The sequence below is a fragment of the Cellulosimicrobium sp. XJ-DQ-B-000 genome (assembly GCF_031119065.1).
GTDB lineage: Bacteria > Actinomycetota > Actinomycetes > Actinomycetales > Cellulomonadaceae > Cellulosimicrobium > Cellulosimicrobium funkei.
Genome location: NZ_JAVHYN010000003.1, coordinates 42315 through 57485, shown reverse-complemented (window position 1 = coordinate 57485; position 15171 = coordinate 42315). Strand labels below are relative to the sequence as shown.

Here is a 15171-nt window from a genome sequence, read left to right as displayed (position 1 = left end):
CGCCGGGCCCGGGGGTGGCGCGGGTGTCGACGACGGCGGCGCTCACAGCTCCTCCTCCTTGAACAGGGTGCGCATGTACACGAGCGTGATGCCGAGCAGGATGAGCGTGAGCAGGACCGCGATGGCCGCGCCCATGCCGTACTTGCCCTGGGCGAAGGACTGGATGTACGACCACACGCCGAGGTTGAAGACGTCCTTGTTCCCGCCGTTGCCGCCGGGCATGAGGTAGATCTGCGTGAAGACCTTGAAGTCCCAGATGGTCGACAGGATCGTCACGACCGCGAACACCGGGCGCAGGATGGGCGCGGTGATGGCCCAGAACCGGCGCCACGCCGTCGCGCCGTCGACCTTGGCGGCCTCGTGCAGCTCGTGCGGGATCGTCATGAGCCCCGCGAGCACGGTGATCGCGACGAACGGGAACCCGTGGTGCACCACGTTGAGCGTCGCGATCGCGTAGAACGACAGGCGCTCCGTGAACCAGTTGACCGTGCCGGGCTCGATCGCGCCCATGCCCTCGAGCACCGAGGCGACGAGGCCGTTCAGCGGGTCGAAGATCCACACCCACACGTACGTGCCCGTGATCGCCGGGACCGCCCAGGCGACCATGATCGCCGTCGCGCCGACGCCCCGCCAGAACCCGCCGAGCGTGTTGAGGAACAGCGCGACCGCCGTCCCGAGCGCGACCGTGAGCACGACGCACGCGAGGGCGAACAGCACGGTGTTGGGCAGGACCGTGGTCCACAGGTAGCTGTCGCCGAGCAGGTCGGCGTAGTTCTGGAGCCCGATCCAGTTCGACTCGCCGCTCGCGATCTGCCGCAGGCCGTAGTCCTGCAGCGAGAGCAGCACGACGCGCACGAGCGGCCACAGGAGCAGGACGCCGAGGACGACGAGTCCCGGGGCCAGCAGCAGCCAGGGGCGCAGCGGGGAACGGTGGCCGAGGCCCGTGCGGCGGCGTCGTACGGCGGTCGGCACGGTGCTCGACGGCGGCCGGTCGGCCGGGGCGGCCGGGGCCGGCGAGGCGCCGGGCGCGGCTCGAAGGTCTGCCATGGGAGAGGTCCTGTCGCGGGGTGCGGGGCGTGGTGCGGGCGCCGGCGGTCGGGCGCCGACGGAGGGCGGCGTCCGGCCGCGGGCGGGCTGCCCGCGGCCGGACGCGTCGGGTCAGGAGCCGAACGTCTCGTCCATGTCGGCGGCCGCGGTGTCGGCGGCCTCCTGGACGGTCGCGCTGCCCGACAGGACGGACTGGAGCATCGTCTCCAGCGTCTTCTTGCCCTGGATCTGGCCGTAGAGCGGCGTGACGGGGACCGAGCGGCCGGCCTCGGCCATCTGCCGGGCGAACGGCGCGACGATCGGGTCGTCCTCCGCCACGACCTTCTCGAGCAGGGACGTCTGGCCCGGGAAGTAGCCGGACTGCTCGCCCCACGCCTGCGCGAACTCGCCGGTCGTCATCATCTCGACGAACTTCCACGCGAGGTCCTGCTTCTCGCTCGCCTCGAAGACGCCGAGGTGCGAGCCGCCGAGGAACGAGTCGGACAGGCCCTCGGTCTGGCCGGGGATCGGGAAGGCGCCGATCTTGCCCTCCATGTCCGGGACGTCGGCGAGGATCTTGCCCGGCGTCCAGCTGCCGGAGATCATCATGCCGACCTGGCCCTGCTCGAACGCGGCGAGGAGGTCCGTCTCCTTCCACGTCGTCGCGGCGGCGGTCGAGAAGCCGTGCTCGGTCGCGAGACCGGTGTAGAACTCGAGGCCCTCGACCGACTCCGGCGAGCTGATCTCCGACGTCCAGGTGTCGCCGTCCTTCACCGCGAGGTCACCGCCCGCGCCCCAGATGAACGGCATCGCGCCGTACTGGCTGTCGCCCGCGACGGGGAACGGGATGATCTCCGGGTTCGCCGCCTTGAGCGCGTCCGCCGCGGCGACGAGCTCGTCCCAGGACGTCGGGGTCTCGATGCCGGCGGCCTCGAAGAGGTCGGCGCGGTAGACGACCGAGCGCACGCCCGCGTACCAGGGCATGCCGTAGATGCTGCCGTCGAGCGTCGCGGACTCGACGAGCCCGGGGACGAGGTCGTCCTCGAGACCGGCCTCCGCGACCCGGTCCGAGAGGTCGGCGAGCGCGCCGACGTCCGCGAACTCGCCCGTCCAGGTGGTGCCCAGCTCGGCGACGTCAGGCGTCGTGCCGCCGGCGATGGCGGTCGTGAACTTGTCGTGGGCGCTGGCCCACGGCTGGAACTCGATCTGGAGGTCGGCGCCGGTCTCGTCCTTGAACGCGGTCGTCACCTCGTCGAAGAACGCGTCCGCGTCGGGGTTGGTGCCCTCCATGATCCAGACGGTGAGGGTCTCGCCCGAGAAGTCGGTCGCGTCGTCGCCACCGGTCCCCTCGGAGCCGGACCCGCCGCCGGAGCTGCACGCGGCCAGGCCGAGCGCGAGGACGAGGGTGCCCGTGACGGCCACCGTGCTGCGTCGCTGCATGCCGTGACACTTCCTTTCTGGTCGGCCGTCGGGGGAACGGCCGGGTCGTGTGTCCTGACGGTCCCGCGCGGCCGGTCGGCTCCCGCGGTGTGAAACTTACTTCCATCAGTGGACGTATGTGTGGAGATTACTGCCACGAGTGCGCGAACGGAAGCCACGGCGGCAGATGTTGCACGTTCTTAACAATCGCCGGGGGTCGCCCGGCTCGGGAGACCGCTCAGGCCGCGGGGCCCAGCACGCGGGCGGGCGTCCCCCTCACGCCCCGGCCGCGCACCACCCTGCGCACTCCGCGCGCGTCACGGGACGCGCGCGGTCCACTCCGGGGTGGAGAACTTCGTCCGCGCGAGCTCCTGCGCGCGCTCGCGCTCCTCGGGGGTGACCGCACCCTCGACCGTGCGGTACCGCGAGCGGAAGTGCTCCTTGAACGCCTCGATGACGTCCTCGCGCGCCATGCCCGTCTGCGAGCGCACCGGGTCGACGCGCTTGTTGGCGCTCGTGGTGCCCTTGTCGGAGAGCTTCTCGCGCCCGATGCGCAGCACCTCGGTCATCTTGTCGGCGTCGATGTCGTACGCCATCGTCACGTGGTGGAGCACCGCTCCCCCGCGCAGCCGCTTCTGCGCCGCGCCCGCGATCTTGCCGGCCGGGGACGCGATGTCGTTGAGCGGCTTGTACGTCGCCTCCACGCCCAGGTCGGCGAGGGCGCCCAGCACCCAGTCGTCGAGGAACGCGTACGAGCGCTCGAAGCTGAGCCCCTCGACGAGCGACCCCGGCACGTACAGCGAGTAGGTGATGGTGTTCCCGGGCTCGACGAACATCGCGCCCCCGCCCGAGATGCGCCGCACGACCGACACCCCGTGCCGCTCCGCGCCCTCCGGGTCGACCTCGTTGCGCAGCGACTGGAACGAGCCGATGATCACCGCGGGCGACGCCCACTCCCAGATCCGCAGCGTGGGGCCGCGACGGCCCTCGTCGAGCTCCTCGGTGAGCACCTGGTCGAGCGCGAGGTGCATCGCCGGCTCCTCGGGCCCCTCGTGCACGATCTCGAACGTGTGGTCGCCCCACCCCGTCGCCCGGCCGAGCGCCCGGCGCACCGCGATCGCGACCGCCTCGGGCGAGAACCCGACCATCGTCACGTCGGGGCCGAGCGCGGCCTGCACGGCGCTCGCGAGCTGCGCGACCGTCGCCGTCTCCGGCATCCCCGTCAGGGCGCCGTCGATGTCCTCGAGCGCGTCGTCCGGCTCGAGGAAGAAGTCGCCGCTGACCGCGACCCGGGCGAGCCGCCCGGCCTCCACCTCGACGTCGACCGCCACGAGCTTGCCACCGGGGACCTTGTACTCACCACGCACGCGTCCACCCTAAGCCCGACGCGCGCACCACCGGCTCAGCGCAGCTCGACGCCCGCGTGGACCAGCCCGTAGATCGCCGAGTCGGTGAGCGCCTCCCAGGCCGCCTCGATGAGGTTGGGCCCGACGCCGACCGTCGACCACGACGTCGAGCCGTCGGTCGTCTCGATGAGCACGCGCGTGATCGCGTCCGTGCCCTGCTCGGTGTCGAGGATGCGCACCTTGAAGTCGATGAGCTCGAACACCTCGATCTCCGGGTAGACGCGCCCGAGCGCGAGCCGCAGCGCGTGGTCGAGCGCGTTGACCGGGCCGTTGCCCTCGCCCGTGGAGACGATGCGCTCGCCTCCGGCGTGCAGCTTGACGGTCGCCTCCGCCGTCGCCTCGGTGCCGCGCGACCCGGCGCGCTCGACGATCGTGCGCCAGCTCTCGACCCGGAAGTACGGCGGACGCTCCCCCGCGATCTCCTCGCGCAGCAGCAGCTCGAACGACGCGTCGGCGGCCTCGTACGTGTAGCCGCGCGCCTCGTCGTCCTTGACGCGGTTCGTGACACGGGTGAGCAGGTCGCCCTGGCCCGACAGGTCGAACCCGAGCTCGCGTCCCTTGAGCTCGATCGACGCCCGGCCCGCCATGTCGGAGACGAGCATGCGGATGTCGTTGCCCACCGCCGTCGGGTCGATGTGCTGGTACAGGTCCGGGTCGACCTTGATGGCGCTCGCGTGCAGGCCCGCCTTGTGCGCGAACGCGCTCGCCCCGACGTACGGCTGGCGCGCGTACGGGGAGATGTTCGTGATCTCGCTGATCGCGTGCGAGATGCGCGTCGCCTCCTCCAGGCCCTCGCCCGTGAGCGTGCGCACCCCGTGCTTGAGCTCGAGGTTCGCCACGACCGTGAGCAGGTCGACGTTGCCCGTGCGCTCCCCGTACCCGTTCACCGTGCCCTGCACGTGCGCGGCGCCCGCCTCGACGGCGGCGAGCGTGTTCGCGACGGCGCAGCCCGAGTCGTTGTGCGCGTGCATCCCGAGCAGCGCGTCCCCCGGCAGCGCGTCGCGCCCGTGCGGGAGCCCGACGGCGTCGCGCAGCTCCGCGACGGTATCGGCGACCCACGTGGGGAGCATGCCGCCGTTCGTGTCGCACAGCGCGACGACCTCGGCGCCCGCCTCGAACGCGGCCTGCACGGCCGCGCGCGTGAACGCGGCGTCGTACCGGTAGCCGTCGAAGAAGTGCTCGGCGTCGACGACGACCCGGCGCCCCTCGCCCACGAGGAACGCCACCGTGTCGGTGATCATCGCGAGGCCCTCGTCGGGCGTCGTGCGCAGCGCGCGCTCGACGTGCCGCACGTCGGACTTCGCGACCAGCGTGACCACCGGCGCCTCGGAGTCGACGAGCGCCCGCACCTGCGGGTCGTCCCACGCGCGCAGCCCGGCCTTGCGCGTCGCGCCGAACGCCGCGAGCACCGCCCGCCGCAGGTCGAGCTCCTTCGCCGCGCGACGGAAGAACTCGGTGTCCTTGGGCACGGCGCCCGGCCAGCCGCCCTCGATGAAGCCGACGCCGAGCTCGTCGAGCAGCGGGGCGATGGCGAGCTTGTCGGCGACGGAGAGGTTCATGCCCTCCTGCTGCGCGCCGTCGCGCAGGGTCGTGTCGTAGACGTGGAAGACCCGGGGCTCGTGGGGGCCGGTCACGGGGGTCGTCGCCGAGGTCATGGTGCCTCTTCCTGCCGTTCGTCGTGTCGCGGGCGTCGCTGCGCCCGCCCCTGCGGTGCGTCTCCCGACGCCGGGCGGGGGCCCTCGTGAGGCGGTGGGCCCGGCGTCCGTGCCGCCGGGCGGAGGTGGTGCCCAGCAACAAAAAAACCCCCCGAGGGTGCGGGAGGTCTGCGCGTCCGGTGGGTGCTACCGGGCGCGCTACTCGATAATGAGCTGGGAGACGAGGTGTGTCACAGGGCACATGGTGCCACAGGTTCCGCCAGGATGGACCAGAGCGTCCATCCACTGAGCCGCCCGCCGCCCGTCGGCGCGACGGCGACCGAGCGAGGAGTGACGATGAGCGACCCGACCCCGGGCGGTTACGACCCGCAGAACCCTCCGACGCGGCGCTACGGCCAGCCGCCGGTCCCCCCGCAGTCCCCTCCCCCAGCGATCCGCCCGACGGACCCGCAGGCCCAGTTCCCCGAGCCCCGCACCCCGGTGAGCCCGGCGGACCCGCGCCTCACGGTCGAGGCCGGCCGGTTCTGGGCGGGCGCCGCCGCGACCGCGCTCGTCGCCGCCCTCATCGGGCTGCTCGGCGTGATCATCTTCGAGCGCATCTTCGCGATCACCCTCGTCCCGCCGCCCGACCTCTTCGCCACGGGGTCGCGCCAGGCGGCGTGGGCGATCGACGGCGCGATCCTCGCGCTGCTCGCCGCCGGGGTGCTGCACCTGCTCATCCTCAGCACGCCCCGGCCGCGCGCGTTCTTCGGCTGGATCATGGCGCTCGTCGTGGTGGCGATCGCCGTCCTGCCGTTCGCGTGGTCGAGCGACGTCACCGCGGCGGCGCTCTCCGGGCTCATCAACCTGCTCATCGGCGTCGCGGTGTGGTCGCTGCTCGCGGGCGTCGCGGGGCGGACGATCGTCGCGCGGCCCGCGCCCGTCGTCTGACCTGGATCACCCGGGCGCACCAGCCGCGCCGCACGCCGTACGACGACGGGGCGCCCCTCCCGCGGGAGGGGCGCCCCGTGTCGTGCCGGCCGGCTCGGGCGAGCCGGCGCTCAGGCGAGCCGGCGCAGCCAGCCGTGGCGGTCGGCGGCGCGACCGGTCTGGATGTCCGTGAGCTCGGTGCGGATCGTCATGGTCAGCGAGCCCGCCTCGCCGGTGCCGATCGTGTGGTCGAAGTCCGAGCCGGCGAGCCGGCCGATCGGCGTGATCACGGCGGCCGTGCCGCACGCGAAGACCTCCGTGACGGAGCCGTCCCGGATCCCGGCGAGGACGTCGGTCAGCGGGATGCGGCGCTCGACGACCTCGTGCCCGCGGTCGGTGAGGAGGCGGATGATCGACGAGCGCGTCACGCCCTCGAGGATCGAGCCGCTGAGCTCCGGCGTCTCGACCGAGCCGTCGGCCTTGACGACGAACACGTTCATGCCGCCGAGCTCCTCGAGGAAGGTGCGCGTCGCGGAGTCGAGGAAGCACACCTGCTCGCACCCGTGCTGCTGCGCGACCACCTGCGGGAGCAGGCTCGAGGCGTAGTTGCCGCCGCACTTCGCGTCGCCGGTGCCGCCCGCGCCGGCGCGGCTGTACTCGCGGTCCACCCAGATGGACACGGGCTTCACGCCGCCCGAGAAGTACGGGCCGACGGGCGACGCGATGACGAGGTACTCCGCCTCGAGCGACGGGCGCACGCCGAGGAACGCCTCCGAGGCGTACATGAACGGGCGCAGGTAGAGGCTCGCCTCCTCGCCCGACGGGACCCAGTCCACGTCCGTGCGCACGAGCGCGGTGATCGAGCCGACGAAGTCGTCCACCGACAGCGCGGGCAGCGCGAGGCGGTGCGCCGACCGGGCGAAGCGCGCGGCATTGGCCTCGGGCCGGAACGTCCACACCGAACCGTCGGCGTGGCGGTACGCCTTCATGCCCTCGAAGATCTCCTGCGCGTAGTGCAGGACGGCGGTCGCCGGGTCCAGGAGGAGCGGGCCGTACCTCTCGATGCGGCGGTCGACCCACCCGTCGGTCGAGTTCCAGCTGATCCGCGCCATGTGGTCCGTGAAGACGGTGCCGAACTTCGGGGCCGCGATGGCGGCCTCGCGCTCGGCGGGCGGCGTCGGGGAGTCCGTGGGGCGGACGTCGAACAGGGCGACGAGGTCCTCCGCCGAGGAGGACGGCTGGTGCTGCGCTGCGAGGGTGCTCATCATGAGGCCTTTCACCTGGCGACCCGGGTGGTCTCCGCCTAGTTTTCCACGCCGGTGCGGCTCGTGCGGGGATCCGCGCGAGGGCACGACGACGTGGGGCGCCACCGGGTCAGAACGGGAGGGATCCGGTCCTGGGGCGATGACGACCGAGGTGCGGGGACTGCGGCGAACCGGTGCCCGGGCCCGCGAGGGGCCCGTGACGGCGTGTCAGCCGGCGACGCGAGCGGCGAGCTCGCGGCCCACCTCGGCCGTCGAGCGTACTCGGCTCCCCCGCTCGGCGAGGTCGGCGGCGACGGCCGCCTCGACGCGCCGCGCCTCGTCGCCGAGGCCCAGGTGGTCGAGGAGCAGCGCGACCGACAGCACCGTGGCGGTCGGGTCGGCCTTGCCCTTCCCGGCGATGTCCGGAGCCGAGCCGTGCACGGGCTCGAACATCGACGGCGCGGTGCGGTCGGGGTTGATGTTCGCGGACGCGGCGAGGCCGATCCCGCCCGTGATCGCGGCGGCCTGGTCGGTGAGGATGTCGCCGAACAGGTTGTCGGTGACGATCACGTCGAAGCGCGAGGGCTTCGTCGTGAGGAAGATCGTCGCGGCGTCGACGTGCAGGTAGTCGGTCGTGACGTCGGGGAACTCCGCGTTGACGGCCTCCACCGTGCGGCGCCACAGGTGGCCCGCGTGCACGAGGACGTTGTGCTTGTGCACGAGCGTGAGGTGCTTGCGCGGACGCGCCTGGGCGCGGGCGAACGCGTCGCGCACGACGCGCTCGACGCCGAACGCCGTGTTGAGGGAGACCTCGGTCGCGATCTCGTGCGGCGTTCCGGTGCGCAGCGAGCCGCCGTTGCCGACGTACGGGCCCTCGGTGCCCTCGCGCACGACGACGAAGTCGATCTCGCCCGGGTCGGCGAGCGGCGACGTGACGCCCGGGTACAGCTTGCCCGGGCGGAGGTTGACGTAGTGGTCGAGCGCGAAGCGCAGCTTGAGCAGCAGGCCGCGCTCGAGGACGCCGGACGGGACGCTCGGGTCGCCGATCGCGCCCAGGAGGATCGCGTCGTGCCCGCGGATCGCGTCGAGGTCCGCGTCGGTGAGCGTCTCCCCCGTCGCGTGCCAGCGGCGCGCACCCAGGTCGAACGGCGTCGTGGAGACCTTCACGTCCGAGCCGGCCACGGCGGCCTCGAGCACGGCGAGCCCCTGCTCGACGACCTCGGTCCCGATGCCGTCGCCGGCCACGACTGCCAGATCAATGGTGCGCGTCATGCCGGCGAGCCTACGCCGCGCCGCCACCCTTCGGGACGGTGGTCTCACGTCTCGGACGGGCGCCGAGTTGCGTTCCACGCGCGGCGGGTCCACTATTAGTAAACTTTCCTAAAGCCCGTCGAAGGACCGACCATGACCGCGCCCGCCACGTCGAGGGTTCCCGGCACCCCGGGGCTCCTGCGCACCATCAACGACCGCGCGGCCCTGGAGCTCCTCCTCGACGTCGGCCCGCTGACCCGGTCCCAGATCGGTGACCGCACCGGCGTCTCGCGACCGACCGCCTCCCAGATCGTCGCACGGCTCGAGCAGTCGGGGCTCATCGAGCCCACCGGCTCCGTGCAGGGCGCGCGCGGCCCCCAGGCCACGCAGTACGCCGCCCGGACCGACGTCGTCGTGGGACTCGCGCTCGACGTCGTGCCCGCCGGGGTGCGCGCCAGCGTCGTCGACGCGCTCGGCCGCACGCTCGGCGAGACGACCGTCGCCGCCGGTCCCGAGCGCTCGGCAGCCGCCGACGTCCTCGCCGCGCGCGACGAGGCCTGCGCCGACGCCGGCATCCCCGTCTCCCGCGTCGCGACCGCGGTCGTCGGCGTGCAGGCCGCCGTCGCGCCGCGCACCGGCGACATCGCCCTCGTCGGGGAGCTCCCCGGCTGGCCGCGCCGCGGGCTGCGCGCGCACCTCGAGGACGTGCTCGGCATCGACGTCCACGTCGAGAACGACGTCAACCTCGCCGCGATCGCCGAGCGCGACGCCGGCCGCGACGAGGAGAGCTTCGCGCTGCTGTGGCTGGGCGAGGGCATCGGCATGGGCGCGTGGCTCGAGGGCCGCGTGCACCACGGCACCGCGGGTGGCGCCGGTGAGATCGGCTACCTCCCCGTGCCCGCCGCCGGCATCGACGACTCGGTCAACGTGCAGGACCTCGTCGGCGGTCTCCGCCTCGTCGAGCTGTGCGCCCGCGCGGGGCTCCCCGGCATCACCGAGGAGGGCTCCTCCTACGGCGACGCCGTCGCCGCCCTCGCCGCGCACCGCGACAGCACCGCGGTGCACGACCTCGTGCAGGACCTCGCGCTCCGCGTCGCGGTCGTCCTCCAGCCCGTCGTCGCCATCCTCGAGCCCGACGCCGTCGTGCTCGGCGGGCCCACGGGCGTCGCGTGCGGCGCGCCGCTCGCCGAGGCGACCGCCGCCGTCCTGCGCGGCACCGACCAGCGGACGGGAGCGGTCGTCGCGAGCGCCGTCCCCGAGCTCGCCGTCCTGCGCGGCGCGCGCTCCGTCGTCGCCGAGGACGTGCGCACCCTCCTGCTCGCCGCCGCGGGACGACCGGACCACCCGGTCGTCGCGCCCTCCGTCCCGGGGTAGTCCTCTTCACCTACCTCGCGAGCGGTGGCCGGCCGACCGTGGCACGGCCGGCCACCGCTCATCCTCGCCGCGCTCAGCGCGGGTAGCGCAGCTCGAACCGCTCGCACACCAGCGGCATGTCCGGCGCGAACTCGCGCGACAGGACGCGACGGAAGTACTTCTCGTGCTCGACGCGCCACGACTCCAGCGACCGGTCGTCCTCGCCCTCCGCGTGCGCGAAGTCCGCGCCGACGTCCTCGAACGCGACCACCTCGACCGACGTCGTGCGGATCAGCGCGCGCGGGTGGCCCGCGCCGTCGAGCAGGATCGACAGCTCGCCGACGCGCGGCACCGCCTCGCCCGTCTCCTCGTACTCCCACAGGGCCGACGACGTCGCCGTCTTCTCCCCCGTGAGCACCGCCATGAGCAGGTCGTCCGCCAGCGCCGGGTTGTCCCCGAACGACCACGCCGGGGGCGGCACGCTCTCGGACACCGTCGTGCCCGTGACGACACCGAGCCGCGCCATGCCCGCGCTGGGCCGCGCCAGCTCCCAGAACGCCAGGATCTCCGCCGCCCGCTCGTCCACCGTCACGTCGTCCGTCACCGGGTCTCCCTCGTCCGTCTCTCGGGTCATGCCCCTATCGTGGCGCACCGAGAATCGGATCTGCCCGGTCTCCCGCCCTTCGTCCCACCCGTGTCGCGCCGGCACGATCCGCCATCTTCTCGGACGCCGCGACCAGGTCCGGGACTGGCGGCCTGCTGGCCAGCGCCCGGGTGAGCCGACAGCAAGGGGGTGGGTGACCCCTGTCGCGCGATCGTGGTGGGCCTGGCGGGAGCGGTGCGAGGAACGAGCACCGCGGATGGTAGATCGCGCGACAGGGGTCACCCACCCCCAGAGGTGAGCCGAGCTCAGAGGCCGAGGATCAGCGCGCGGCGCTGCCCTCGGTGTAGTCGGCGTCCTGCTGCTTCCACGCGAACAGCGACCGCAGCTCCTTGCCGACCTTCTCGATCGGGTGCTGCGCGGCCTTCTCGCGGAGCGCCGTGAACTCCGGCGCGCCGGCGTCCTGGTCGTCGATGAAGCGCTTGGCGAACGCGCCCGACTGGATGTCGGCGAGGACGCCCTGCATGTTCTCCTTGACGCGGGCGTCGATGACGCGCGGGCCGGAGACGTAGTCGCCGTACTCGGCGGTGTCGGAGACGGACCAGCGCTGCTTGGCGATGCCGCCCTCCCACATGAGGTCGACGATGAGCTTGAGCTCGTGCAGCACCTCGAAGTACGCGATCTCCGGCTGGTAGCCGGCCTCGGTCAGCGTCTCGAAGCCGTACTGGACGAGCTGCGACACACCGCCGCAGAGCACGGCCTGCTCGCCGAACAGGTCGGTCTCGGTCTCCTCGGTGAACGTCGTCTTGATGACGCCCGCGCGCGTGCCGCCGATCGCCTTCGCGTACGACAGCGCGACGTCCCAGGCCTGGCCCGACGCGTCCTTCTCGACGGCGATGATGTCCGGGATGCCACGGCCCGCGACGAACTCGCGGCGCACCGTGTGACCCGGCGCCTTCGGGGCGACGAGGATGACGTCGACGCCCTCGGGGGCCTCGATGTAGCCGAAGCGGATGTTGAACCCGTGCGCGAACGCGAGCGTCTTGCCCGTGGCGAGGTTCGGCTTGATCTCGTCGTTGTAGATCGAGCGCTGGTGCTGGTCCGGCGCGAGGATCATGATCAGGTCGGCCCACGCGGCGGCGTCCGCCACGGACTTGACCTCGAAGCCCTCGTCCTGGGCCTTCGCGACGGACTTGGAGCCCTCGCGCAGGGCGACGACGACCTCGACGCCCGAGTCGCGCAGGTTCTGGGCGTGCGCGTGGCCCTGGCTCCCGTAGCCGACGATCGCGACCTTCTTGCTCTGGATGATGGACAGGTCGGCGTCGTCGTCGTAGAACAGCTCAGCCACGATGGATCTCCTCGGTTCTTCGTTGCGGTGCAGGGGTCTGTTGCGGTGTCGCGCGGAACGGCGACCGGTGCGCGCCGACGCCCACGGGGGTCTCGGTGCGAGGGTAGGCGATGGTCAGGCGGAGCGGACGACGCGTTCCAGCGCGCGGTCCGTGATGGAGCGGGACCCGCGCCCGACGGCGACGGTCCCCGACTTCACGATCTCGCGCACGCCGTAGGGCTCGAGGGCCCCGAGCAGCGCGTCGAGCTTCTCCCCCGTGCCCGTCGCCTCGATGGTCACGGCGTCGGGCACGACGTCGACCACCTTCGCGCGGAACAGGTTGACGACCTCGAGCACGCCGGTGCGGTGGGTACCGTCGGCACGCACCTTGACGAGCAGGAGCTCGCGCTGGACCGACGCGGACGAGTCGAGCTCGACGATCTTGATGACGTTGACCAGCTTGTTGAGCTGCTTCGTCACCTGCTCGAGCGGGCGCTCCTCCACGTCGACGACCACCGTGATGCGCGAGATCTCCTCGTGCTCGGTGGGGCCGACGGCGAGGGAGTGGATGTTGAAGGCGCGGCGGGCGAACAGGCCCGCGACGCGCGTCAGCACGCCGGGCTTGTTCTCGACGAGCACGGAGAGGGTGTGGCGGGACATCGGTCAGTCCTCCAGGGACAGGGGTCGGATCGGGGCTGCATTGCGCTGCAGCCGAGTGCCTTGCTTCGCTGCGGCCCTCAACCTCCGCTGCATTCCGCTCAGTCCTCCCGGTCCCAGGCGGGCGAGATGCCCCGCGCGTACTGGATGTCGTCGTTGCTCACGCCGGCGGCGACCATCGGCCACACCATCGCGTCGCGCGAGACGTTGAAGTCGATGACGACCGGGCGGTCGTCGATCTCCATCGCGCGCTTGATCGCGGCGTCCACCTCGCCCATCGACTCGACGCGGATGCCCTCGCACCCGTAGGCGTCGGCCAGCTTGACGAAGTCGGGCACCCGCGCCGTGCCGTGGCCGGTGTGCAGGTCCGTGTTCGAGTAGCGCTGGTCGTAGAACAGCGTCTGCCACTGGCGCACCATGCCGAGCGAGCTGTTGTTGATCAGCGCGACCTTGATGGGGATCTCGTTGATCGTGCAGGTGGCGAGCTCCTGGTTGGTCATCTGGAAGCAGCCGTCGCCGTCGATCGCCCACACCGTGGCGTCGGGGCGGCCGACCTTCGCACCCATGGCCGCCGGGATCGAGAAGCCCATGGTGCCGAGGCCGCCGGAGTTGAGCCACGTCCGCGGGTGCTCGTAGCGGATGAACTGGGCCGCCCACATCTGGTGCTGCCCCACGCCCGCGACGTAGATCGACTCGGGGCCCGAGATCTCGCCCAGGCGGGAGATGACGTGCTGCGGGGCGAGGTGGCCGTCGTCGGGCTCCGTGTAGCCGAGCGGGTACGTCTCGCGCCAGTCGTCGATCTGGCGCCACCAGGCCTCGACGTCCGGCTTGCCCTTGGCCTCGTGCTCACGCTCGAGCTCGGGCAGCAGGTCGGTGATGACCTCCTTGAGGTCGCCGACGATCGGCACGTCCACGTCGCGGTTCTTGCCGATCTCCGCGGGGTCGATGTCGGCGTGCACCACCTGCGCGTGCGGGGCGAAGCTCGACAGCGCGCCGGTGACGCGGTCGTCGAAGCGGGCGCCGAGCGACACGACGAGGTCGGCCTTCTGCAGCGCCGCCACGGCCGGCACGGTCCCGTGCATGCCGGGCATGCCGAGGTTCTGGGGGTGCGTGTCGGGCACCGCGCCGCGCGCCATGAGCGTCGTCACGACGGGCGCGCCCGACAGGTCGACGAGGCGGCGCAGCTCGGCCGACGCGTTCGCGCGGATCACGCCGCCGCCCACGTACAGGACCGGGCGGCGGGCCGTCGCGAGCAGGCGCGCGGCCTCCTTGATCTGCTTGCTGTGCGGCTTCGTCACCGGGTGGTAGCCGGGCAGCTGCACGTCCTGCGGCCAGGAGAACGTGGTGCGGGACTGCATCGCCGACTTCGCGATGTCGACGAGCACCGGGCCCGGGCGGCCGGTCGAGGCGATGTGGAACGCCTCGGCGATGGTGCGCGGGATGTCGTCCGGGTCGGTGACCAGGTAGGAGTGCTTGGTGATCGGCATCGTGATGCCGACGATGTCCGCCTCCTGGAAGCCGTCGGTGCCGATCATCGACTCGGCGACCTGGCCCGTGATCGCGACGAGCGGGATCGAGTCCATGTTCGCGTCGGCGATCGGGGTCACGAGGTTCGTCGCGCCCGGGCCCGACGTCGCCATCGTGACACCGACGCGGCCGGTCGCGTGGGCGTAGCCCTGCGCCGCGTGGCCGCCGCCCTGCTCGTGGCGCACGAGGATGTGGCGCAGGCGCTGGGAGTCCATGAGCGGGTCGTACGTCGGGAGGATCGCACCACCCGGGATGCCGAAGACGACCTCGGCACCGGCCTCCTCGAGCGAGCGGACGATCGACTGCGCGCCCGTCATCTCCTCGCCCGTCGGGGCGCCGTTCGAGGCGCCGGCCGGGCGAGCCGTGGCTGCGCGCCGGACGTCGCCGCGCGGGGCGACCGACGCGGGTGTCGGGGCGGGCTTCGGCGCCGCGGCGGGCGCCGGGGCGCCCTGTCGCGGAGGTGCCGGGGTGGGACCCTGGGCCATGGTGTCTCCTGCGTGTCGTGGCCTCGGCCCGGCGGGCGCCCCGTGGGGCGCTCCGCCGGGAGCCGGAGCCGACCGTGGTGGTGCGGTCGTGCTGGTCGCGGTGTGCGGGTGCCGGTCCTCGCGGGTCTCGCGGGTGCGGCGCTCGCGGTGGCCGGGTAGGCCTGCCGCGGTCTGTCTGCCGTGCTGATGGCGTTGTGGTGGCAACAAAAAACCCCTCGAACCCGGGATGCCGGGCTGGACGAGGGGTGAGCGCGCTGACGAAGCCTGGTGGCGTGGCCTCAGCCGGCGCGCTCAGGAAGTACTACAAGGAG

Annotated in this window: 12 protein-coding genes; 2 read left to right on the top strand and 10 right to left on the bottom strand. The window is 72.6% G+C overall.

All coding sequences use genetic code 11. From position 1 onward, the window contains the following. Window positions 1-42 precede the first annotated feature (42 nt). The 4 genes from RDI86_RS06375 to cimA all read right to left on the bottom strand — a co-directional run bounded on the left by RDI86_RS06375 (window position 43) and on the right by cimA (window position 5506). Window positions 43-1047 (bottom strand): carbohydrate ABC transporter permease, encoded by a 1005-nt coding sequence (locus RDI86_RS06375; protein ID WP_076405723.1) that lies wholly within the window; start codon window positions 1045-1047, stop codon window positions 43-45. Between the two features lie 111 nt (window positions 1048-1158). Beyond that, entirely contained in the window at window positions 1159-2466 is a 1308-nt protein-coding gene (locus tag RDI86_RS06370; protein WP_163187204.1) for a sugar ABC transporter substrate-binding protein, read from the bottom strand. Between the two features lie 296 nt (window positions 2467-2762). Further along, window positions 2763-3812: a biotin/lipoate A/B protein ligase family protein gene (locus RDI86_RS06365; RefSeq protein WP_076405727.1), complete on the bottom strand. Its 1050-nt coding sequence runs from the start codon at window positions 3810-3812 to the stop codon at window positions 2763-2765. 35 nt (window positions 3813-3847) lie between these two features. Next, the gene (gene cimA, locus RDI86_RS06360; protein ID WP_308820977.1) at window positions 3848-5506 is read right to left on the bottom strand and encodes a citramalate synthase; all 1659 of its coding nucleotides are present in this window, start codon (window positions 5504-5506) and stop codon (window positions 3848-3850) included. Window positions 5507-5842: 336 nt separating this feature from the next. Between cimA and RDI86_RS06355 the strand changes: the two genes are divergently transcribed. Further along, the gene (locus tag RDI86_RS06355; protein WP_051028087.1) at window positions 5843-6436 is read left to right on the top strand and encodes a hypothetical protein; all 594 of its coding nucleotides are present in this window, start codon (window positions 5843-5845) and stop codon (window positions 6434-6436) included. A 110-nt stretch (window positions 6437-6546) separates the two neighbouring features. On the opposite strand, the gene RDI86_RS06350 is transcribed toward RDI86_RS06355, so the two are convergent. Both RDI86_RS06350 and RDI86_RS06345 read right to left on the bottom strand, forming a co-directional pair. Next, window positions 6547-7680 carry a branched-chain amino acid aminotransferase gene (locus RDI86_RS06350; RefSeq protein ID WP_031317075.1) on the bottom strand — a complete coding sequence of 378 codons (1134 nt, stop codon included), beginning with the start codon at window positions 7678-7680 and terminating at the stop codon, window positions 6547-6549. Window positions 7681-7887: 207 nt separating this feature from the next. Beyond that, entirely contained in the window at window positions 7888-8931 is a 1044-nt protein-coding gene (locus RDI86_RS06345) for a 3-isopropylmalate dehydrogenase (RefSeq protein ID WP_168944319.1), read from the bottom strand. A 132-nt stretch (window positions 8932-9063) separates the two neighbouring features. On the opposite strand from RDI86_RS06345, the gene RDI86_RS06340 reads away from it, so the two are divergent. Further along, window positions 9064-10284, top strand: coding sequence for an ROK family transcriptional regulator (locus tag RDI86_RS06340; protein ID WP_076405735.1), 1221 nt, complete (start codon window positions 9064-9066; stop codon window positions 10282-10284). Between the two features lie 73 nt (window positions 10285-10357). On the opposite strand, the gene RDI86_RS06335 is transcribed toward RDI86_RS06340, so the two are convergent. The 4 genes from RDI86_RS06335 to RDI86_RS06320 form a co-directional block, all read right to left on the bottom strand. Continuing rightward, on the bottom strand, window positions 10358-10897 hold the full coding sequence (locus RDI86_RS06335) for an ASCH domain-containing protein (protein ID WP_308820976.1): 540 nt from the start codon (window positions 10895-10897) through the stop codon (window positions 10358-10360). 289 nt (window positions 10898-11186) lie between these two features. Further along, window positions 11187-12212: a ketol-acid reductoisomerase gene (ilvC, locus tag RDI86_RS06330; protein ID WP_021481959.1), complete on the bottom strand. Its 1026-nt coding sequence runs from the start codon at window positions 12210-12212 to the stop codon at window positions 11187-11189. 114 nt (window positions 12213-12326) lie between these two features. Then, window positions 12327-12851, bottom strand: a complete 525-nt coding sequence (gene ilvN, locus RDI86_RS06325) for an acetolactate synthase small subunit (protein ID WP_061268745.1) — start codon at window positions 12849-12851, stop codon at window positions 12327-12329. Between the two features lie 98 nt (window positions 12852-12949). Then, the gene (locus RDI86_RS06320) at window positions 12950-14860 is read right to left on the bottom strand and encodes an acetolactate synthase large subunit (protein WP_061268746.1); all 1911 of its coding nucleotides are present in this window, start codon (window positions 14858-14860) and stop codon (window positions 12950-12952) included. Between the last annotated feature and the right edge of the window lie 311 nt (window positions 14861-15171).

Bases quoted from the DNA above. Each gene is read 5' to 3' on its own strand.
- RDI86_RS06335 (WP_308820976.1), bottom strand. From the start codon at position 10,897: ATGACCCGAGAGACGGACGAGGGAGACCCGGTGACGGACGACGTGACG.
- RDI86_RS06370 (WP_163187204.1), bottom strand. From the start codon at position 2,466: ATGCAGCGACGCAGCACGGTGGCCGTCACGGGCACCCTCGTCCTCGCG.
- RDI86_RS06340 (WP_076405735.1), top strand. From the start codon at position 9,064: ATGACCGCGCCCGCCACGTCGAGGGTTCCCGGCACCCCGGGGCTCCTG.
- cimA (WP_308820977.1), bottom strand. From the start codon at position 5,506: ATGACCTCGGCGACGACCCCCGTGACCGGCCCCCACGAGCCCCGGGTC.
- RDI86_RS06320 (WP_061268746.1), bottom strand. From the start codon at position 14,860: ATGGCCCAGGGTCCCACCCCGGCACCTCCGCGACAGGGCGCCCCGGCG.
- RDI86_RS06345 (WP_168944319.1), bottom strand. From the start codon at position 8,931: ATGACGCGCACCATTGATCTGGCAGTCGTGGCCGGCGACGGCATCGGG.
- RDI86_RS06355 (WP_051028087.1), top strand. From the start codon at position 5,843: ATGAGCGACCCGACCCCGGGCGGTTACGACCCGCAGAACCCTCCGACG.
- RDI86_RS06375 (WP_076405723.1), bottom strand. From the start codon at position 1,047: ATGGCAGACCTTCGAGCCGCGCCCGGCGCCTCGCCGGCCCCGGCCGCC.
- RDI86_RS06350 (WP_031317075.1), bottom strand. From the start codon at position 7,680: ATGAGCACCCTCGCAGCGCAGCACCAGCCGTCCTCCTCGGCGGAGGAC.
- ilvN (WP_061268745.1), bottom strand. From the start codon at position 12,851: ATGTCCCGCCACACCCTCTCCGTGCTCGTCGAGAACAAGCCCGGCGTG.